This window comes from Bacillus sp. HMF5848, from assembly GCF_003944835.1.
Classification (GTDB): Bacteria; Bacillota; Bacilli; order Bacillales; family HMF5848; genus HMF5848.
Window position 1 is genome coordinate 3866559 of sequence record NZ_RWIV01000001.1, and the last position, 21872, is coordinate 3888430.

17 protein-coding genes are annotated in these 21872 nt (G+C 38.4%); 6 read left to right on the plus strand and 11 right to left on the minus strand.

The features are described from left to right. The first annotated feature begins 47 nt into the window (after nucleotides 1-47). From EJF36_RS18435 to EJF36_RS18445, 3 genes are read left to right on the plus strand one after another with little or no spacing between them, the layout of a single operon-like run. On the plus strand, nucleotides 48-1034 hold the full coding sequence (locus EJF36_RS18435; protein WP_125907698.1) for an Ig-like domain-containing domain: 987 nt from the start codon (nucleotides 48-50) through the stop codon (nucleotides 1032-1034). A gap of 1 nt (nucleotide 1035) precedes the next feature. Beyond that, nucleotides 1036-1749, plus strand: a complete 714-nt coding sequence (locus tag EJF36_RS18440; protein WP_125907699.1) for an Ig-like domain-containing domain — start codon at nucleotides 1036-1038, stop codon at nucleotides 1747-1749. A gap of 8 nt (nucleotides 1750-1757) precedes the next feature. Next, entirely contained in the window at nucleotides 1758-2030 is a 273-nt protein-coding gene (locus EJF36_RS18445; RefSeq protein WP_125907700.1) for a hypothetical protein, read from the plus strand. A gap of 99 nt (nucleotides 2031-2129) precedes the next feature. On the opposite strand, the gene EJF36_RS18450 is transcribed toward EJF36_RS18445, so the two are convergent. From EJF36_RS18450 to sigY, 5 genes are read right to left on the minus strand one after another with little or no spacing between them, the layout of a single operon-like run. Further along, complete coding sequence (locus tag EJF36_RS18450) at nucleotides 2130-2444, minus strand: YbjQ family protein (RefSeq protein ID WP_125907701.1); 315 nt, start codon at nucleotides 2442-2444, stop codon at nucleotides 2130-2132. After that, entirely contained in the window at nucleotides 2425-2622 is a 198-nt protein-coding gene (locus EJF36_RS18455; RefSeq protein WP_125907702.1) for a hypothetical protein, read from the minus strand. Before EJF36_RS18455 ends, EJF36_RS18450 begins: the two co-directional genes overlap by 20 nt. Continuing rightward, on the minus strand, nucleotides 2619-2819 hold the full coding sequence (locus EJF36_RS18460) for a sigma-Y antisigma factor component (RefSeq protein ID WP_125907703.1): 201 nt from the start codon (nucleotides 2817-2819) through the stop codon (nucleotides 2619-2621). Before EJF36_RS18460 ends, EJF36_RS18455 begins: the two co-directional genes overlap by 4 nt. Beyond that, on the minus strand, nucleotides 2816-3151 hold the full coding sequence (locus tag EJF36_RS18465; protein WP_125907704.1) for a YxlC family protein: 336 nt from the start codon (nucleotides 3149-3151) through the stop codon (nucleotides 2816-2818). Before EJF36_RS18465 ends, EJF36_RS18460 begins: the two co-directional genes overlap by 4 nt. Then, nucleotides 3117-3662: an RNA polymerase sigma factor SigY gene (sigY, locus tag EJF36_RS18470; RefSeq protein WP_125907705.1), complete on the minus strand. Its 546-nt coding sequence runs from the start codon at nucleotides 3660-3662 to the stop codon at nucleotides 3117-3119. Before sigY ends, EJF36_RS18465 begins: the two co-directional genes overlap by 35 nt. Before the next feature lie 220 nt (nucleotides 3663-3882). Between sigY and EJF36_RS18475 the strand changes: the two genes are divergently transcribed. Beyond that, complete coding sequence (locus tag EJF36_RS18475; RefSeq protein WP_125907706.1) at nucleotides 3883-4236, plus strand: hypothetical protein; 354 nt, start codon at nucleotides 3883-3885, stop codon at nucleotides 4234-4236. Between the two features lie 105 nt (nucleotides 4237-4341). Here EJF36_RS18475 and EJF36_RS18480 read toward each other — a convergent pair whose 3' ends face one another. From EJF36_RS18480 to EJF36_RS18495, 4 genes are all read right to left on the minus strand, one after another. Next, entirely contained in the window at nucleotides 4342-6075 is a 1734-nt protein-coding gene (locus tag EJF36_RS18480; RefSeq protein ID WP_125907707.1) for a methyl-accepting chemotaxis protein, read from the minus strand. A gap of 501 nt (nucleotides 6076-6576) precedes the next feature. Next, nucleotides 6577-7905, minus strand: a complete 1329-nt coding sequence (locus EJF36_RS18485; protein ID WP_185806961.1) for a UDP-glucose dehydrogenase family protein — start codon at nucleotides 7903-7905, stop codon at nucleotides 6577-6579. A gap of 24 nt (nucleotides 7906-7929) precedes the next feature. Continuing rightward, on the minus strand, nucleotides 7930-8808 hold the full coding sequence (galU, locus tag EJF36_RS18490) for a UTP--glucose-1-phosphate uridylyltransferase GalU (RefSeq protein ID WP_125907709.1): 879 nt from the start codon (nucleotides 8806-8808) through the stop codon (nucleotides 7930-7932). Between the two features lie 184 nt (nucleotides 8809-8992). Continuing rightward, complete coding sequence (locus EJF36_RS18495; RefSeq protein WP_125907710.1) at nucleotides 8993-9841, minus strand: M55 family metallopeptidase; 849 nt, start codon at nucleotides 9839-9841, stop codon at nucleotides 8993-8995. A 129-nt stretch (nucleotides 9842-9970) separates the two neighbouring features. On the opposite strand from EJF36_RS18495, the gene EJF36_RS18500 reads away from it, so the two are divergent. Then, complete coding sequence (locus tag EJF36_RS18500) at nucleotides 9971-10381, plus strand: hypothetical protein (protein ID WP_125907711.1); 411 nt, start codon at nucleotides 9971-9973, stop codon at nucleotides 10379-10381. A gap of 52 nt (nucleotides 10382-10433) precedes the next feature. Here EJF36_RS18500 and EJF36_RS18505 read toward each other — a convergent pair whose 3' ends face one another. After that, nucleotides 10434-12512: an S-layer homology domain-containing protein gene (locus EJF36_RS18505; RefSeq protein WP_125907712.1), complete on the minus strand. Its 2079-nt coding sequence runs from the start codon at nucleotides 12510-12512 to the stop codon at nucleotides 10434-10436. 176 nt (nucleotides 12513-12688) lie between these two features. Between EJF36_RS18505 and EJF36_RS18510 the strand changes: the two genes are divergently transcribed. Further along, nucleotides 12689-13486, plus strand: a complete 798-nt coding sequence (locus EJF36_RS18510; RefSeq protein WP_125907713.1) for a hypothetical protein — start codon at nucleotides 12689-12691, stop codon at nucleotides 13484-13486. A gap of 167 nt (nucleotides 13487-13653) precedes the next feature. Here the strand turns inward: EJF36_RS18510 and EJF36_RS18515 are convergent, their stop codons facing one another. Further along, the gene (locus tag EJF36_RS18515; RefSeq protein WP_125907714.1) at nucleotides 13654-21741 is read right to left on the minus strand and encodes an S-layer homology domain-containing protein; all 8088 of its coding nucleotides are present in this window, start codon (nucleotides 21739-21741) and stop codon (nucleotides 13654-13656) included. Nucleotides 21742-21872: the final 131 nt, after the last annotated feature.

Consider the following 21872-nt stretch of genomic DNA (forward strand, 5'->3'; position numbering starts at 1 on the left):
ATTGTAGGTAAAAAATACTACTAGATTCATAGAGAGGGGACACATAAATGAAGCGTATCATTACCATAGCAACCATTGTATCACTACTGCTTTTATCAATTATTCCTGTTACTGCAGCAACTACGCCTGCGTTAGACACAAAATATCCTGCAAATAGCATGGATGATGTTCCCGTTACATCATATTTCACTTTTGATTTTAATGATGAAGTTACAAACGTAGACAAGACAAAGATTCTTGTAAAAACAGTGCTTGGAAGTACAATCATTAATTTCCAAGAAGTAAAATTACAAGGTGACAAATTAATCATTATTACGCCAACACTCGATTTTGATAAATCTTATAACGTAACAATTGACGCTGGCGCCATTACGCTTAAAAACGGTACATACAACACACCGATTTCTACTACATTCACAACACAAGACGAAATGAACTTCAGAAACTTAATGATCACAGATCCAAGTCTACTTGAAGACTTATTAAGAAATAATAAAACAACTCGTGATATTTATGTAGTTGCACCTGAAGCTTATTTAAAAGAAGTTAATATTGTTCATAAGAAAAAAGCTAGTGTAGAAAACGTCTCAAATGGTGAACTTATTGAAGCATTAACTAACATTGATATTATCACCAAAAAGAAGGATGTAAAAACGGTTAACGTCACTGTAAAAGATAAAGACGATTTGATTGTTGAGGACAATGCTATTTTAGTGTCTGACACAGAAGATTCTGACTCAGACCTTAACACATACAGCATCGCTTTCTCACAATTACCTAACAATTATGATGTTATTGTCGAGTTGAAAGACGTAAATGGTGTAACTATTGACGAAAAAATTATAAAAGTTGTTCCCGACTCTGCATTATTTTCAAATATTGAGGAAGCATATGAGTATGAGACTCGTGAGCCAGGTGAAGACGGTACTGGTAATGAATTTAGTCTTTATGAATTAATTACTGATGAACAACTTTTCAATGCACTATTACTTGAAAGCGACCTAGAAAAAATTCAAATAGAGGTTAGAAACTAATATGAAACAATTTGTCCGTATGAGCCTGCTAGCAACATTATTAGCGGGCCTTTTCTTTACACCAATCGTTAACGCTGTCGGCAATCAGCTTTTGTGGGATTCTAAAACGGTCTCAAATGCTTATAAAAAGTGGACCATCGAGTTTAACGAGCCTGTTTTAGCGAAAAGCGCTACTGATTTATTTTTTTATGTAGTAGATTCAAAAAAGCGTCGTGTTCCCGTCACGGTCCAAAGGTCTGATGATGGTTTGTCTGTTACCGTTACTCCTTCCCAACCTTACAAACTGAACCAAGAATATCAGCTTATTGTAGAGGAATCTGTTTTCTCAGAAACAGATACGGAGCGATTAGGTCAGACTATTGTTATGCCATTCCAAATTGATGCGCAGGCACCGCCAGAAGAAGAGTCAACTAGCTCTAATAATAAAACAACTTCAAAAAAATCTAATACGACACAAAACAATACAAAAGAGCAAGACAAGCCATCAGCTTTAAATATAAACTCTATACACGGCAAGTTTATTACTGAAATAACGATTAAAGTAAGTGACCCATTTATAGCAAGAATAGTTATCGGTCGCACTGACATGAATTACGAAGGTGCTAACACGTATACATTAGCTTTAGCTGGCATCAAAACGAATGAGAAACTCTCTGTTAAAGCCTACGATGCCAACGGCAAGTTAGTAGAGAGCTTAAACTACACAGTAAAATAGGAGATGCTATGTGGAAAAAGTCATTAATTAGTACAGCCTTGTTAACCTTGATTATTGTTAATTTATTTCTATGGCCCTATTTGTTTAAACAGTTTGGCTTTGGAGGAGAGCAGCAAGCGGAAGACTCCCCAACGGTTACTGTCGATGAAACTAACGAAACAGCACCTGAGCTAACAGATGAAGAGTTACAACTCGATGAGGACATAACGGATTCCGAAGACACAACTCAGCCAGACGTTGATTCTGATGACACTACATTTAAAGTCGTCGATATTAAATAAATAGAAAGGGACCGAGCGTGATGGCTCGGCCCCTTCTTTTTGTTCTGTTCTACATCAGTTTTATGGTGGACGGAAGCATGAGAACCGTCCCCGTGCTTCCTATTCTACGTAGACTGCTGTGCCATACGCGATGATTTCAGATGCGCCTTGCATAACAGCAGATGATTCAAGGCGCATTTCAATAACAGCATTAGCGCCTTTTGCTTCTGCATCCTTGACCATACGGCCAATCGCACGCTGACGAGCTTCTTCCATCATCTCTGTGTACTCTTTTAACTCGCCACCAACGATTGTTTTTAAGCCAGCCAAAATGTCTTTCCCGATGTTTTTAGATTGTACTGTGCTACCACGCACAAACCCTTTTAGTTCCTTAATTTCTTTTCCTGGCACGAAATTAGTAGTTACTATAATCATTTTCGTCGTCCTCCTCTTTCTCTTTCCTCTTATCTTTTATAAATAATGCAATTAACCATATAATTAAGATTGCTTCTATCACAAACGAGATAATCGCCCATGTGATATTAAAAAATAGTAATACGTAGCCGAGTAGCTGAGCTATAACGATGAATGCAATTAATAAATATTTTATCATTGTACTCTTCCTTTACGAAAAACTTTTCGAATAAATAGTAGGTAAAAGAGTGTTGGCATTGGCGCTTGTACGAGTCCGACAATGCCCCATATCCATTTATTGTGACCATGCTTTCTAGCATCTAAGTAAAGCCAAGTGCTTTGGGCTAATAGTATAATGATGACAATCGGTAAAAGCTTTAATTCTTGTTCTGTCATTCTTCTATCACCTGCCGTTTTCTATGTTGATAATAGACTATGGCTGGTAACATCAAGGTAACTAGCACTTGGAGAAGTATAAACATAACGGGCACTTGGAGGTACGTCACAACTCCAATTGCGATAATGGCTAATGCTACACCCCAAAACATAAGTAGCTCTTTGTACAATCTTTTACGAATAACTTGCTCATTTTGTTTCACTTTTTCTTCAAACCATTTTATATCGGGAGTGTAGACCGGAAATTGCTCTTCCAACTCATCAAAGCCCTTTTTAATCTGCGTAATCGTCTTATCATCATTTAGCTGGTACACGTTTTTCTTGTTGTTCATCCGCCTTCAACTCCTTTCTCACTGATGCGAGTCCATTATGCACTCTTGATTTGACAGTCCCTTGCGGAATATGAAGCATTTGTGCAATTTCTTCATACTCATAGCCATAATAATGCTTTAAAATAATAGGAATTCTCACGGTATCAGGCAAATGGCTCAATGCTGTTAAAGCATCGTTCCACTCTTCATTTCGACTTTCGACTTGCCACTTCATCTTTCTAAAAGCTTGCTCAAACCAACTTTTCTCTCGCTTTTTCTTACGTGTATAATCAATATATAAGTTCGTGGCTATCGATATAAGCCAGGAGGAAAATTTTGATTTGCCGTTATATAGCTTTATTTTTTCCATGCATTTCACCATCGTATCCTGTGCGATGTCCTCTGATAGCTCAGGTGACATCGTAAGCTTCATAAGATACTTGACTAAAAATGAATAATTGTTATGAAATAACATCGCAAACGCTGCTGAATCTCCTCTTTTAGCACTTTCGACTAACTCTTGTTCATCCATTTAATGACTCGCCCCCTTTTCTGTGGCGCTTTGCTTACATGTATTTGATTTTCGACTATATGACGCTGATGCTCCTAGAAACGTTCATCTATTTTTAAAAAAATTTAATAATAGTTCAATTTTATTTTAATATGCAAAAAATTCATAGTGATGTGTAGTTCACTCGTATGGTAAAATATTACTACATATATATCTACATCTCGAAAGCGAGGGTAATACTATGCAAGTATCTGTTACATCATCCTTAAATGCATATTCACAAACCCTTCAAAGCTCATTGCTAGGCCGCTCGAACTTAAAGGCCATGCAAGAGACGTATCAGGCATTTTTAGAAACTAAGCCTACTCAAGTATATGATCCTGAAGTAAAAGCTAGTATGATTCCCGATCTACAGCACATTAAAGGGCCGCGTAGTCCATATGAGCACATCGTACGTGAGCTTACATTACCTATGGGAACCTTTTCAGACCCTATTATTCCTCCAAAGGTTGTTAAAGAAGCTATTCAAAAATATAAAGACATTATGACAATGATGACGCAAGGACCTTCGTCACGCATGCAGATGAAAGCGTAAACCACTTATGGATTGAACACCCGTAAGTGATTTTTTATGTACACGGCACTATAATCTGAGAGCGCAATAAAGCCACCTTACTATTACGAAGGTGGCTTGTAAGAATTATAGATGAAACTTGTTTATTTCATTTTTCAATCCTGTTATCAAATCATTTAATTCGGTTGCTGAATCTGACACGACCGTAATAGCGTTTAATTGCTCGTCAATACTAGATGTGATTTGTTCAGTAGACGCTGCAGACTCCTCACTTACGGCTGCTATATTTTCAACAGCAACAACAACATTATCCTTCGAGGACACTAGAATTTGAATATTTTCATCTACCTCTTTGATAACTGTTGCCATTTGTTTAATGGCATTTGCAATCAGCTCAAATGAATCCTCTGTTTGTGACACGGCCTGCACTTGTTCTTTCGCTAATTCTTTTGTTTTTTCCATTTCTACAAAAGCTTTATCTGATTCGTCAATAATATTTGAAATCGTTTGACGAACTTTTTCCGTTGCGTCAGATGTTTGTTCAGCTAGCTTTCTTACTTCACTAGCTACAACCGCAAAGCCTTTTCCTTGTTCACCTGCACGCGCTGCTTCAATAGATGCATTTAACGCCAGTAGATTTGTTTGATTCGAAATATCATTGATCGTCGCAATAATAGACTCAATTTCTCTCACTCTAGTAGATAGTGATTCTATCACTTCACGTGCTTGTTGAACGGAATGATCTGTTTCAGTAGATTTAGATTTTAGCGTGTTGACACTTTCTAATCCAGTTTTATTAGAACGTTCTACCTCGTTCGATCCTTCCCTTAAAATAAGTGTCTTTTCTGATAGCACTTGAATTTGTTGTGATAGTACTAACGTATTGCGGTTCGTATCATCTGCATCACTAGCCTGCTGAATAGCACCTTTTGATATATCTTCAATTGCTCTTCCAATTTCTTCACTAGATGCGGTCGTTTCTTCTGCCACAGCACTTAAGTTTTGTGATGTACTTGTAATGTCACCGATAGAATGCTGTACCTTTCCAATTAAGGATTGCAAGTTATGCACCATCGTGTTAAATCCATTTATTAATTGGCCAATTTCATCTTTACGTTTATGAGTTAGTAGCTCTACTGATAAATTTCCTGCTGCTACTTCTTTCACTTGTGTGGTAATTGCATTAATCGGATTAGAGATGTTTCTAGATAATAGGTAGGATATTGTACCGCCCAAGATGATAGCTGCTATTAGCGTAATTGCCAAGTACTTTAGCACTTCATTTGCACCTTGATTAAAGTCCATTTTGTACGTTCCGGCAGAAATAACCCAGCCCCAATGTGGATCAATTTCACTGTACGTAATTTTCTCTGCCACTTTATCTGGATTATTCGGTAAAGCCCATTTATACGTCACATAGCCGCCACCAGATTGCGCTAATTCAATTTGCTTTTGAGCAAATAGTTGTCCATCAACGTCTTGAATATCCCATACACTTTGGCCTTCAATAGAAGGATGTGCTACTTCCACCCCTTCTACACTATACACGAAGAAGTAACCGTTCTCTCCTAAGTCAACAGGACTCGAAATCTCGCGCTTCCCCTCACTGTCCATTTTCCCAATAAGGTACACCTTAACTTGCTCTTGCGCCTCTTCTAACGAGATATTCCCTGACTCTACTTGCTGATTCATAGAGTCAATTAGCTGGATAGCCATTTCTACACCATTTTTTAACGTCTTATCACCAAGATCATCTAGGTTACTTTTTGCTATAAAAAAACCGACTGTCCCAATAATTAAACTTGGGATAATTAATAGCAACAACATGTATGATATTAGCTTATAGCGAATACTCCTCATACTCTACCTCCTAGTAATTTGTTATGTATGTGAATTAAAAAAATACAGATTATCTTAGATGTCTGAATTTGTCGATTATTGTCTAATTATACCGTAATAGTCCCTCTTTCCACAATGAGAAATCATGGCTATTTTTTGAGATGAGAAGAAGGTAGTTTCTTACAGGAGATTACGCTGAAAGCTGTTTCAGTTTGAATTCAATCTGACAGATACGCTAGGATTCTAATAGATGATTCGGAATAGTGTAAGGTGCTCGCCTAATGGCTCGGTGTTCCATTTCTACCACTTTCGTGTCGATTATCTACCGGTTCTATGTCGAATATCTACCACTTCCATGTCGATTATCTACCGGTTCCATGTCGATTATCTACCACTTCTATGTCGATGTTCACCAAGTTGACATATTTCCGCAGTGGATCGAGCCACTCCATAAAACCTTTGATCAGAAGTTGATTTACATAAAAATAACCCTTGGCAGCTTTACACCAAGGGTTATTACATTTATATTTTATTGTCCACTAGTAAGCTACCAGCCTGACGTCGACCAATTGACACATATTGAATTGGAAGAGCATCTGCATCTTCAAGCGTGTAACAATTACGCCCGTCTAGTAAAAGAGGTGTGTTCATCCAGTCTATATACCAGCTTAGTGGTATACTGCGAATTTCATCCCACTCTGTAACGAGGAACGTTGCTTCCGCTTCACGTACGCATGATTCTACATCGCCTGCATAGGAAACGCGCGAACCAAGTACCACTCTTGCTTTTTCCATAGCGATTGGATCATACACAACTACGTGAGCGCCTGCATCTACTAATTTTCCAATAAGAACGAATGATGCTGCTTCACGAATATCATCTGTATTTGGTTTAAACGCTAAGCCAAGAACAGCCACTTTTTTACCTTCAAAGCTACCGACAATCTCAACAGCTTTTTTAAAAAGCAAAGCTTGTTGGGCGTTATTAACGCGAATGACTGATTCAAGAAGTTCAAATTTATGTTGGACATTCCCAGCTATTTGCACGAGTGCCTTCGTATCCTTCGGGAAGCATGAGCCACCATAGCCAATGCCCGCTCGTAAAAACTGGTTGCCAATGCGGCTATCTTGTCCGATCCCGTTGGCAACATCCTCGATGTTTGCGCCAACCTTTTCACATATGTTTGCTATCTCATTAATAAAACTTATTTTTGTTGCCAAAAAGGCGTTTGCAGCATACTTAATCATTTCCGCACTACGGATATCCGATTTAACAATAGGGAGACCGAGTGGCTCGAAAATTGATGCAACTTGGTCCGCTACATGCGGAGTATCTGCACCGATCACAATACGATCTCCATGAAACGTGTCATAGATTGCTGAGCCCTCGCGTAAGAATTCTGGGTTACTAGCAACTTCTACTTTTACATTAGCTGGTTTGTATTCATGTAGTATTGCGCGAACACGATCATTTGTGCCAACTGGTACCGTACTTTTTGTTACAACGATTGTGTCGTGCTGTAATGATGTTGCGATGTCTTGTGCCGCTTGCTCAACATACGTTAAGTTCGCAGAACCGTCCTCACGCTCAGGTGTCCCAACAGCGATGAAAATCACATCAGCGGATGCATACACATCCTGGTAGTTTGCTGTAAAAGACAGACACCCCGCTTCCATGTTTTTTTTCATTAGTTCTTCAAGACCCGGCTCATAAATTGGTGACTGCCCAAGCTGAAGTAATTCAATTTTTGATTCATCTATATCAATACAAGTAACGTGGTGACCAATATCCGCTAAGCATACGCCCGTTACGAGCCCCACGTACCCTGTACCTTTTACAGCAATCTTCACTATTTACAACTCCCTTGTAAGGAACTAGTTTTTATTAACAGTCGTTAAGCTTCGCAAATACGTTAATAAGTCCTCTCGTATTTCCTCACGCTGTAAAGCAAAGTCAACTGTCGCCTTGATAAAACCAAGCTTATCTCCTACATCATAGCGGTCACCTTCGAAGTAGTGAGCGACAACGGCTTGCATGTTTGTTAACGTGCGAATAGCGTCTGTTAGTTGAATTTCTCCTCCTGCTCCTTCTGGTTGATTTGCTAAAATATCAAAGATTTCTGGGCGTAAAATATATCGACCCATAATGGCAAGATTGGACGGTGCCATATCAACAGCTGGTTTTTCCACTAACGTTTCTACTTGGTACACACCTGGCTCTACTTCTGTACGCGGGCTTACAATTCCGTACTTATTTACATCTTCTCTGGCAACCTCTTGAACGCCAACAACCGAGCAATTATAGCGATCATATACGTTCATAAGCTGTTTCAAGCAAGGCGTCTTTGATTGAACGATATCATCACCTAGCATAACCGCAAAAGGTTCATTTCCTATAAAACGACGTGCACAGTAAATCGCATGACCTAGTCCTTTTGGCTCTTTTTGACGAATGTAATGAATGTTAGCTAAGTTCGCTATATCTTGAATTTCAGCAAGCTTATCCCATTTTTCCTTCTTCGCTAATGTTTCTTCAAGTTCATATGATTTATCAAAATGGTCTTCGATAGCACGCTTGCCTCGACCACTAATAATTAGAATATCCTCAATACCTGATGCAACCGCCTCTTCAATTATGTATTGAATAGTCGGTTTATCTACGATTGGTAACATTTCTTTCGGCTGTGCTTTTGTGGCGGGTAGAAATCTCGTTCCAAGCCCTGCCGCTGGAATTATCGCTTTACGTATTCTCAACCTAATTTCTCCTTTCCACTAACGCAACTCTTTCTTCTTATTCTATTATAATGTTGTCTTACAAATTAACAACTATTTGGTAAAATCTTTGTAAAAATTGTTACGCTTTTGCGCCGCAACCCTTTGTCTGTATCTCTCTTGTATGCAAGCCTTTTTGATTTAGCCTACCTACATCTACTTAAAGCTAAGCATTCACCTGACCTAATACACCGTTTGTAGCGGTCATTGCAATAATAACAGTGGCCCACATTAATTTATAGGCAGTGACAATATCATCACATGTGAAACAAATTGTTTTTGGATTTATAAGCTCGACCTGTGGAATCGTTGTAGTCATGAGTGCTTGGTTCGAACCTTTAAATTGAATTTCAAACGTAATCGGGCCTTCTACTACACTTGGTTCCATTGTAGCTACTTTTTCGACCGCTAGCTTAGCTTTTTCACGAATAATCTCTTGCGCTTTTACAGGATGCAATAATTCGGCTGCAAAACGATCGACACCACGCTTGACGACCGCACCTTCTACTTGTGGCAACGTTTCTTGCACCTCGGCCACATACGCGTCATCTCCTGAAACAAAAATGGCAGGTACACCAAACGCACCGGCAACCTTAGCGTTCATTTCTGTTTCTCCAACAACTTGTCCATTTATTTTGAATTCATTTACGCAAATACCCGCTAGCGAGTGACTTATAACCGTGCGTTCTGAGCCACCTTCGCGACCGTGATGTCCGACGAACATAATACCAGCATAGCTTTCATCCAATCCCTCAAGCTGACACATAACACGATTGCTTCCAGACACTAGGCGTGCACGTGAGTCTAAATCTTCTATTAAAATGTTGGACATATTGCCATGTCCATCTGCTACTACAACATCTGTCGCACCACCTTCAAAGGCTCCTTCAATAGCTGCGTTCACATCCTGTGTCATAAGCTTGCGGAAGCGTTGATACTCACTTGGTGTTTTTAGCTGCTGATTTGTAGCAACCCCTGATATACCTTCCATGTCTGCCGAAATAAATATTTTCATAATAAAGTAATCTCCCATCTTTAACAGTATAATTATCATTATATTCTAAATATATTTTAAAATAAATGGGATATCTCCCACGTATTTTGGTTATACTGCCAATTATCAAAGCGAGGAAGGATTATTGATTTGATTACTATTTTGGAACATATTGCTGACTTTATAAACGCGAGTCACAACTTTATATTAAACTTATCAAATTCTACGCTTCAATTATCCGATAAGGAATTGCACTTTTGGGTGATTGGTATAGGAAGTATTGTATTTTTTATTATCGTAGATTTACTTTTTCGGTATATTGCTAAATGGACTGTAACCGCTCTTTCTTTTATTTACGCGTTTACTGTTGTTTTTTTTCTAGTTATCGTAATTGAAATTGAACAAGGTATAACAAATAATGGAAATGTAGAAGTGCTTGACGCTGCTCTTGGTTTAGCTGGATTTCTAGCTTTTTTCATACTCTATGTGTTTGCGAAAGGATTATACATATTCAGTCAAAGAATAATAGATAAGGTTCATGAGAAGAAGTATTTTAATTAATAAAGCTCTAACGTAAAAAGGCGTCCTTTATAAAGGACGCCTCGTATATTTATTACTTAATTGAATTCATTAATTCTGCAGAAACTAAGAAGTTAGCTAAGATTTTTGCCATTTGGGCACGAGTTGTGTATCCATATGCATCAAAGCTTCCATCATCTTTTCCACCAACAATTCCTGCTTGGTAAATTGCTTCAATTGCATCTGCAGCTTCTTCCCAAGTTGAGAATGCAGCAGCATCTGTGAAGTCTGCGCTATCTTTAGATACATCTAGTTTAGATGTGTCATAGTTTAAGAATGCAAGGGCCATAGCACGTTGCATCATGATCGCAGCTTGTGCACGAGTAATTTTTCCATAAGCATCAAATGAACCGTCATCTTTACCTTGGATAATACCAGTTTTAACAGCAGCCGCTAATTCACCGTTTTCATTGAACCACTCATCACCTTTAACATCTGTGAATGTACCAGCCGTATATTCTTCAGATGGTAAACCAAGTGCACGAACTAATAATACTGTGAATTGAGCACGAGTCATAAGCTCTTCAGGAGCATACGTACCATTATCTTTACCTTGAATGATTAACTTAGAAGCTAGTGGCTCAATGAATGATTCAGCCCAGCTCATGTTGTTGTCAACATCAGGGAATGTTTTGTTATTTTCAATTACTGTGTATTTAGAGTTTGTTAATGATTTGATAGTAGCTTCTTTCCCGTTGAATAGAGTAGGAATTGCAACTAGGTCTCCATCATCTTCAATACGAACAGCTACAGAGTTGTTGCTGTTGAAATCTTTTTTACCAGCAATTTTACGCTCAACATATGTTGAGAAGCGGTCAATGTGCTTTGTTTTGTCGCCTGAGCTTACTTCAACAGAGAACTCAATTACGTCTGATACGATAGCAGCTGTTTTGTTTTTCTTAGTCGCTTCTGTTACAGCTGTATCAGTCGCTTCCACTACGCTTACAGAAATGTTAATTTCAATATCTGTTTCAGCAACACCTAGTGATTGTGCTAGTTCAGTTAATTTTTCTTTAATTTCCTTTACAGGAAGTGTGTAAGAAGCACCGTTAGATTCAACAGCTACTTTTGCATTTTTGTTTTTCTTAGACGCTTCTGTAAATAGATTTACAGGAAGAACAGCCTTAGCCACTTCACCAGCTTTAGCTTCTACTTTTAATGCTACAGTTGATTTTGTAGCATCAATGTTTTTAACAAGGTCAGCTACTTTTTCAGCTTTAATTTTAGAAACTGCTACGATTTTACCTTGTGCATTTGGTTGTGTAATTTTTTCAATAGCATCAACTGGCACGTCAACTCTATCTGGTGCTGGAGTTGGAGCAGGTGCCGGCGCTGGGCTTGGACTCGGGCTTGGTGATGGGCTTGGAGTTGGATCTGGATCAACAACCGGAGCTTCCTCTTCACCTTGCACTTCTTGTAATGCTTTAATTAACGTGTTACGAACTTCACGATCTTCCGTGTCATACGTATCTGATAGCTCAACCATCACTAAAAGAGTCTCAAATTGATCGAGCATTGCTACGAACTTGTCAGAGATACCATGCTCATCTTCTGTATCTTTGATAGCATTGTATAATTCCCAGTAAATCTCTGTTTCAGCCGCAGTATCAACATCAAGATTACTAATAGAATCTAAGAAGTTCGATTGAACTGATGCAATGTAGTTTAATAATTTGTCCACTGTTACTTCTGGACCAAAAACTGCATCTACGTTGTCAGCTTGTGATTCTCTAAAGCTGTCAATATTGTCATTTAAATTAAGGACGTTAGCACTAGTTAATAGTTGTAGTAAGTCAGCGAATAGGCCTTCTTTTTCTACTTGATTAGCCGTACCGTCTTTGATAGCTCTTGCTGCATATTCGTTCCATTCTTCTTCTGTAATAGCAGCTACTCTGTCACGTGCGTCCGTTAAGATAACCTTTTCATCTTCTGATAAAACGTCGTACACGCTATCCAAGTACTCTACTAATTCTTCAATCGTGCTATACTCGTTCTCTGCAGCTACTACAACTGAAGGATGTAGTGCTACACCAGTTGCGAATACAGGTGTAAATGCTAAACTTGTTGCAAGCATTGCTTTCATTGCTTTTGAGCTAAGTGGATACTTTTTCATTTTTTCACATTCACCTCATTAATATGATTAATACCTGTTGATTATTTTCCTATTATCCTATAATACTATCTATTTCGACAAACGTGAAGTACTATTATTACGAATTATTGGTACTATTCTTTATTTACTTGTTTATGTTACAATCTCCATGTACATCATTTGGAAGGAGAAAGCTGATGAAACGTTGGCACATAGCAACTATTATAACACTAGTTATACTAATTGGAATAGCTGGAACTGTATATTATAACCTTGAGATAAAACAGCAGGAAATCGCTGAGGATGATACAGTAGAAGCCATCACAGATACTGATTATAACATAGAATTACCCACTAGTACTTCTAATGAAAAAACTGGAAATACTGAAGATGACGAGAAAACAGAGAAGAAGATAGATCAAGAGGATGAACAGGTAGAAACGGAGACGACGGCTTCAGATAAAGCTACTACTTCACAGAATCAAGCTGATTCAGACAGCGAAGCAAAAAACGTTACAAAGGATCCTGTAAAAAAACAACAGAACAGTTCAACCGATAGTTCTAGCAATAAGGAAAATAGTACTAGTCAACCCTCTGAAAGTACTAATGAAGCAAAAGATACTGAAGACGAAGTAACTGTAACTGTAGCAGAGATTAAAAGTAGCTATATGCCAGTTTTTAAAGACTTAGAAACTCAAGCAAATAATAAAGTGAACTCACTAGTGAATCGTGCTATTGCAGAGTATAAAGAAAAGAAACAAAACGGAGAATCAATCTCATTTAGTTATTTTTACACTAAATACACAGATGCCGGTGAGGCGTTAGAAACTAAAACAAACCAGGTCTTTAATACTATCTATGCCGCTTTAGAAAAAGAGCTTGTAAATAACGGTTACAGTAAAGAGCACGCTAAAGAATTTAAAGATGCATACAATAAAGCGAAAAAAGAAAGACGCAATGCTTTACTTCGTCACGCTATTAATAATTTAAAATAATAGGTGCGGCCTCTTGGCATTCAATAGAAAAATAATGTGCCAAGGAGAGTTCGCGTCTCACATTTTTAACCGGAAAAATAAGTAATATAACGAAAAAATAAGTAGGCAGTATGAGAACCGTCCCCATACTGCCAAGGCAGCATGGGAACCCCCATGCTGCCTTTTGTTTATTCTTCGAATCGAGTTGATTCTACATATTCATTTTCTAGAAATCCAGCTTCTGCTATTAATACGTAGTCTTCACCAGCAATTAGTGTTTCAAAGCTAGTTGCGTCTTCATCTGTTAACTGGATCGTGATTGTGTCACCATCAACAGTAACTGCACTCGTAGTAGTAAGTAAATCATACTCCGTACTTTCAACACTGAATACTAGTTTTGTAAGGTCGATGTCAGCATCAGCAAATGACCCTACTACTTGTAATGTATTGTCATCTACGTTGTATGACATAGACTGTACATTCACTTCTTCAATGTCAAGCTGTGATAAATCAATTGAATTTGATTCTAAAGCAGCTAACGCAAAGTACTGCATAACTTCCTTTACATTACTACCTTTGGATAGAAGCATTTGATCAAATGCTATGAGAACATCGATGAATGTCTCAATTGGCATGCCTAGCTCTTGTTTCACAGCGTCTACAACTATTGCGTTTCTGCTGTCTTCAGCCTTCACATCATTTACTACATCAACAATGAATTGTCTATATTCTGTAATCTGACGTGCTTCTTCACCTAGAAGAGCTAGTCCACTATATGGATCACCTAGTAAACGAGCCTCAACTGCTACTACAAAACGAATTAAATGGTCAACTGTAACATCGGCACCGAATATCGCATCAAATTCGTCTGCATAATTTGCACGGAATTGCTTAATATCCTCAATTACTTGTACATCATCAACTGATAATAAGATAGAAACAAGATCTGCTACGATATCAGTAAAGTTACCATCAATCTTAGCATCTACAGTTGTTTTCACATCGCCTAATATTGCTGTCCACTCTTCATCTGTAAAGCTTTGAACATTTAATACAAGGTTTTCATAAGCTGCTTGTCCTTCTGGCTCAAGACTATAATACAGATTACTTATGCGGGACATGGCGATATACAGCTGTGCTGCATCAATCATTGCTGTACGTAACGGTGACTCTATATTTTCTTCAATCAGCTCTAAGACATTATCTTTTACAACAAATAGAGCTTCAATAGAGATGCCTAATTCTCGTGTGAACACTTCATCTATAGCTTGATAATCTGGATATTGCGCAAGCACATCATTTTTCACTTTTTGAATGAATGCCGCGTACTGTTCGTTTGTGCTATTTGAATCTGTTAACAGCTGCAATGCTTCTTGCCAGTTGTTTGTAACCATTTCATACTCAATGGTGAAGAATAGCTCAAGTAGCTTTTCAACTGTCAAGTCTGCGCCGAAAATAGCATCAAACTCATCAGCATACGTAGCACGGAACTGCTCTACATTCGCTTCTAGAGTTGCTACATCATCACTAAGTAAAACTGTTAACAAGTCTTCCATAATGTCTTGCGATGTTGTAGAAAAGCCTGCCGCTGTTAGCTTTTCATCTAAAGCCTGCCCGACATCCCCTAGCGCTGACGCCCATTGATCAGCGGAAACATTATTTAACTGTTCTACCGCTAGCTTGTAAGCTGCTTTTCCTTCATCAGATAAAAAGTCATACAAGTACATAACCATATCAATAACAAGTCCGTCATCTATGATAATGTCTGTACCGATAAATGCGAAAGCCAGCTCCCGGATAAGCGCATTTGTATCAATGCCGTTGTCTGCTAGCTTTTGAATGAATGTTTGTCCAGAAAAGACAAGTTCATCCAATGACATGCCAAGACCATCGCGAATTTGCTCATTTAGCAATTGATACTCCGGATATTTAGCTAAAACATTATTTTTTACTGAACGAACATATGTCACATAATCATCAACAGTGTATGATGGATCAGTTGCGAATGCTAGTAATGTATCATAGTCACTCATCAATTCTTGTTCGAACGCAGCTGCGAAACGAAGCATCATATCTACTGTTACGTCTGGTCCAAATAGCGCATCAAATTCTTCCTTGTAAGCAGTACGGAAGTCCGTGATAAGCTTTGGCAATTCATATGTGTCAATGTTAAACATAATAGTGAAAAGATCCTCTAGCATAGCTGCCGTTTGATTACCAGTTGCAGCATCTATTCTTGCTTTTGTATCTTCACCTAAAATGTCTGTCCAGTCTTGGTCTGTAAACGATTCAACGGTATAAAGTGTATCCACTACGAGCTCTTGTCCTTCTGCTGATAAGTTAAAGTAAGCAGATTGAATGGTAAGCATCGCTACGTACACTTGACCGGCATCTAATAAGGCACTTCTTAATGATTGAACATTGTCCGCTTCTAGCTTAGCTACAAGTCGATCTTTTACTGCAAATACATCTTCTAATGCGATACCTAGTTCGTTTGTTACAATATCATTTAATCTCTTGTAGTCCTCATTCTCACTAACAAGGTCATTTTTCACATCACGTACAAATTCAATATAACTTTCATTTGTACGATTTGGAGACGTAAGAATTTCTAACGCTTCGTTATAACGATTTGTTAAAATTTCATATTCCACCGCAAACGCAAATTCTAACCACTCGTCTAACGTTACGTCTGCCCCTGCAAGAGCAAAGAATGATGATGCATATGCTTGGCGGAATTGAGCAATGCTTTCATCTAGTTCTGCTGCATTTGTACTCAGTAAGATAGCTGCTGCATCTGTCATGATGTCTGTTGAAGTTACGTCTAGATTAGCTTCAGCAAGCTTAGCATCTAATGTGACACCTGTCTCGCCGAGAATTTCATTCCAATCATCAGTTGTTAAGTCGTTAACTGACTCTGCCGCCTGTTTAAATGCTGCTTTCCCCTCCGGTGTTAACAGGTTATAAAGCTCTTTCAGGCTTAGAAGCGCAAATTCGTCAATTGGAGGTGCTTGTTCTCCTACGAATTGAATCTTAATTGTGTACACTTCTGATTTGCTATCATCATATTTATTACTAATTTTCACGCGAATATCGAGTGTATCTGTAATTTTACTAATAAGCTCAGCACGAACACCTGATAGAGAACCGAGACCTACTAGCTCTAGAAGGTTTAGCTCATTTTCACCTTCTACTAAGCTACCGCTAGCTTCTAAACCAAGTTTAGCAATCCAATCTGTTCCATTGCTATCAAATACATTAACAATTTCATAGTTAGCAGCTTCATCTACTGTTAAGTGCATGAACTTAATGATTTCATCATAGCTTACATCGCCTGTCACTGTTGTGCCAGCTACTGTGAATGCACTGTCACCTAAAGTGAAACCAGTAACTGAAGGCGTAGGTAACACACCTAGGAAACTATCTATATTGCTTTGTGCGATTTTTACATAAGCATCTAATTCTGCCGCTTTTGTTGGATAAATCAATGCTAAGTCATTAACAGATGCTAGTGCGGATTCATGAAGGCTAGTCGCTTCTTCCACATTTTCTTCTGTTAAATTTAATGATGTGTTGTATGCATTCGCTACTATTTTACTACTCGTAATGACTGAGTTGATATCCATCAATAGAGCCTTCAGCTGAGTTTTCACATCTGTCTGTGTAAGCTTTGGCAATTGTAGAATTACTGTTTGATAATCATTAGTAGCCATCGCTAAATCTGTTGGTTGACTTACTAAGTCTGTATCAATAACAAACGATTGAAGACTTAAAATAGTATCAACAATAGTAATTTCTTCACTAGCTTTTGTTACATAGCTATTTAATTCGTTTCTTTTATCTGCATTTTGCACTAATTGAGCATTGCTTTCTGCTTCATTAATAAACTCCGCTGCTACTGAAGGGTTCAATATATTCTCATACGCTGCGACGATTCCTGTTGATGCATCAAGAATATATTTTACTTGCTGTAAGCGATTTGTCAGACTGTCATTACCTAGGTCGACAACGCTGCTGTAAACAGAGTCATATAAACCTTCAAGCTCCGCAAGCTTTGCTGGATTTTTCACTAAATCTATTGCTACGTCCGCTTCAAGATTAGATACTTGAACCGTTACATTGTATAAAGTTTTTGCTTGTTGAATCTTTGCATTATATTCTGCCAATTCATCGATAAGCTCTTGTTTTTCAGGTGCAGTATCGTCAACTAAATCTAGCTTCGTTTGCACAGCGCTTGCTAGTTCTTCTGCTGTCGCTAATAAGTCAGCCGTATTGAGAGGACCTTCCACTACCGTTTTAAGCTGTGACAACAGACGCTTTGTTTGTTCAACAGGGTCTAACAGACTATCAATTTTTGCATCAATATCATCAATTCTTACTGTTAAGTCTTGCTTAACGTCTTCATTTTGCACTTTAGATACAGCCACTCTAGCAAGTGTTACTTGATCCATAGCAGCTCTTGCATCGTCTTCTGTTTCGATTGTTAATGCTTCTAGCTCTATTACTAGCTTAATAGCATTGATTTCATCTGTCTTCGTGCTAATACGCTCTGACAAGACAATGTATTGGCTATTGTACAAGTCTTCAAGATACTGTACAACAGCTTCTGCTGCAGCCTTAGCATCATCGGCCTCACTAAGAGTATCTTCCGTGATAGCTTCATAACTCCGAACTGCTGTAACCGCTCTAGCATTTAATAACGCTGCGTATACTTCAACCTCTAGTGTAAAGGTCTGTAAAATATCCTCTTTCTTCTCTCCATCAGGTAGTGCTTCTATGATATTCTCAGTCATTTCGTACTGTATATAAGCAGCTTGTTGAAGTGCTGGAGTCGATAAATCATCGTATGCAGCTTGGAAGTCTATTACACTTTCACTAGCTTCTACAAACTTGTATGCATCGTCTAATGCGGTACGTAAAGTTGATTGCAGCCCATCATCTTCAAGATTATCGACACTTAGCTTAATAGAATCATAGTCTGCCAGAAGTGAAGTTAGTAATGTTTGGTCAGCTATTAAGTTGTTATTCATAACGTCTGCTTCCCAGATATACACATTTAGCGCAACTTCAACGATGGCAGCTTTTGCATCAATACGATCTATATACGCCTGTCTTTCTGCTGTAGGTAATAGTTCTACATACTTTCTTGCAGTCTCTTCAGCTTTTAAAGCTTGTTCTACCTCGTCTAAGCTTGTTAATGCTGCTGATTCGAACTCAGCTACCTTTGTTTCAACCACGGAAGCTGTTGAGCCACCCACTTCCACCTTGAGTGTGTAAGTTGTAGTTGGAATAGACTTATCATTTGCATTCGTAAGTTCGAGTGTTACAGCAAGCGGAGCGAAGTCTGCTAGCATGCTAGCTTTAAGATCGTCCTCACCTATGATAGTTAGTACCTCAGCTGGGATTAACTCACGAAGGCTAATTTGACCATCGCCTTGGTCCATACGGCCACCGCGTTTATCTTCTTCTACTAAGCTAAGTAGATTTCTTGTTCCATCTTTTGCTGTAAAACCAACAAGTTTATATTTCGTATCGACTGTCAAGCCCTTGAACTCAATCATGTCAATTACTGTATCACTTGGTAAAAGTGTTACGTAGCCATTGTCAATTTCTGAGAAAGGTACCCCGCTTAACTGAATCGACTCCACTTTAGGAATTTTAGCGAACACATCAACTGCGTTAGCAATTTGTTGCTGTTGAACAGCAAAGCGATCTTCTAATTCAGTCTTTTTAGCAGAACTAGATAGAAGCGCGAGTAATCTTGTAGCCTCGTCTTCTAGAGATTGTAAAGACTCAATATCATCTGCATCCGTTAAGTCTTCTGCTAATGTACTATCAATCTGGTCTAAAACAGAAGAGAGCTTTTTGACAAGATATAGTTCTCCTTCAGCTTTCATAATTTTTTGTTGCGCTGTTGCAACATACGCTTCTAGTTGTTGCTTTTTAGCACCATCTTGCAGGTTAGCAACAGATAGGTTCGCTTCTTTTAAAGCTACTTTAGCTTCTGCAACCTTTTCGCTATCAATAATATCTCCTGCTACCGCTGCATTTAATGTTGCAACATCGTCAGATGCAGTAATCATAGCCGATAAAGTGCTCAGCTTAGCTTTTAATTCCTTAATAGCTGCTGCGTCACCTTGAACTGTATCAATGAGAGCAGAGGCTACTGCATATCGATTTTTCGCGTCGTTTAGTGCTGCTGTATCACTGACTAAATCAGTAGTAATTACTAATGTTTCTAAAGATGTGATGTGCTCTGTCATTTTCGCTAGAGTCCACTCGATTACATCAAAAGCAACCGATTGCGCACTCAAGTCATACGTATCATCAGCTTTTAACTGCTTAACATAATAGCCAGCGCCATAGTCTACATTTTCGAATGTCACAGTTGTAGAATCTGCTGTTTTTCGTGCTACTTCCGTACCATCTTCACTGTATAAAACAACTTCTAACCCTTGTATTGCGTTGACCGTGACGGTTTGCCCTAACACTGTTACGGTTGGCACTGTTGGTTTGACTAATACAGTACGTGTTTTCGTTGCTGTGTTATCTTTTTTGTCCGTAGCTGTGTACGTAATCGTATACACGCCCACTTCAGACGTATTTACTTCGCCTGTAATAACAGCTTCAACGTTTTTATCCTTATTATCCGTAACAGTAACACCTGGTTCAGTGTATGTTTCGCCTACTACTAACTCAATAATCTCTTCACCTGTGAGAGTGATAACTGGTGGGGTTCTATCACCTCTATCACTTCCACCGCTACTAGGTGGTGTAGTAATCGGATCAGGTTTCACTTCAATATCTTCAGGATTTTCTATAACATCTTCAAGCTTTTTCCCTTCAGGTAAAGTCACCTTCTTCACAACCGTACCTTTAGGAAGTGTAATTTTCACGTCTACATTTTCTACTACTAATTCTTCAATTGAACCAACACTCTCAATGACAACTGGCTTATTACCAGAGATAGAAAGTTTTTTAATTTTACCTGTTCCATTAAGCTTAACTTCATTTTCACTTGCTACTTCTAATTCATCGATGTCAGCATTCAATTCAATTTTATCAATAGCACCCGTTAATTTTAAAACAGGAATGGTTGTGTCTGAATCGATGATAGCTGTTGTTTGCACGGTCATGGAGTTGATTTTCGACTTTTTCAACTCAACGCGGACGTCTTTTTTATTAACTTCTGTGTTATTAAGAGTTGATTCTTCAAAGACAACTGTGTTGCTGTCTCCCCCGTTGACAGTTGTTTTACCTACAACAGTTACGTTTTGTCCTAAAAAGTCATGTTTTACTTGCTCACTTATTGTTAGGTCTCCAGTGACTGTTAGGTTATTGATCGTAATGAAATCACCATTCACTACTACGTTTCCAGGAAGCTCAACACCACCACCGTCAAAAACGAGGTTGCCTTCAAACTCCTTTTGGCCAAGTGTCGGGAAGTTACCACTATTATTAATAGTTAATTGTGAGATAGATGTGATGACGCTTTCTTCTTCTTCAAACACAATGTTAGCACCTTGAAGCGCCGCTGTATTACCTTCTGTGAATAGTGGCTGTAAGCTTTCTACTACTGTATAGGCAACACCATCAACGGTTACGACACCGTTTGCGACAGCTTCTACAGTTGAGATCTGCTCGCCTATTACACGATATAAGAACACAGCCATTTGCGCACGTGTAACGGGATCATGCGGTGCATATGTGCCATCATCTTTACCTGTTGTAATGCCATTTTGGTACAAAATTTTGACATTCTCAAGGTGAGATGGTGACACTGCTTGTAAATCAGATAAATTAACAGATGTATCGTTTGCTTGTAAATTGAAAGCGCGTACTAAAATAGTCGCCATTTGCTCGCGAGTTAACGATTCTTTTGGTAGGAACTCCCCTGCATCTGTTCCTCTGAAAATACCAAACTCTTTAACCGCCGCAATTTCCTTCGCATAAAGATAATTTGCAGGTATATCTATAAAACTATTTAATTCTGACGGTGGTTGTAGATTAAATGCTCTTGACAAAATAACGGCAGCATGTTCACGTGAAATACTATTGTTCGGCTTATATGTACCATCATCATAGCCCGTAACAATGCCATTCGCTAACATGTACATTATTTCATTGTAACCAAAGCTAGCTTCATTAACGTCTAGCAATGTTTGTGACCCTTCCGCAGCTTGTACAGCCGAGAGTGGTGTTAAAGAACTTGCCACAATAGTCGCTGTGACAGCTGATGCCATATAGCGACGATACACTTTCGATGTCCTAGTCAAATTATTACCCTCCTATTTTCCTATATAATTACGGTTTTTTTACATACATGATAAATTATACCAAAAATATAAGTAAATTTTCGTACATTTTTGTAAAAATTGAACAAAATTTATCGACACTTCACCTAATT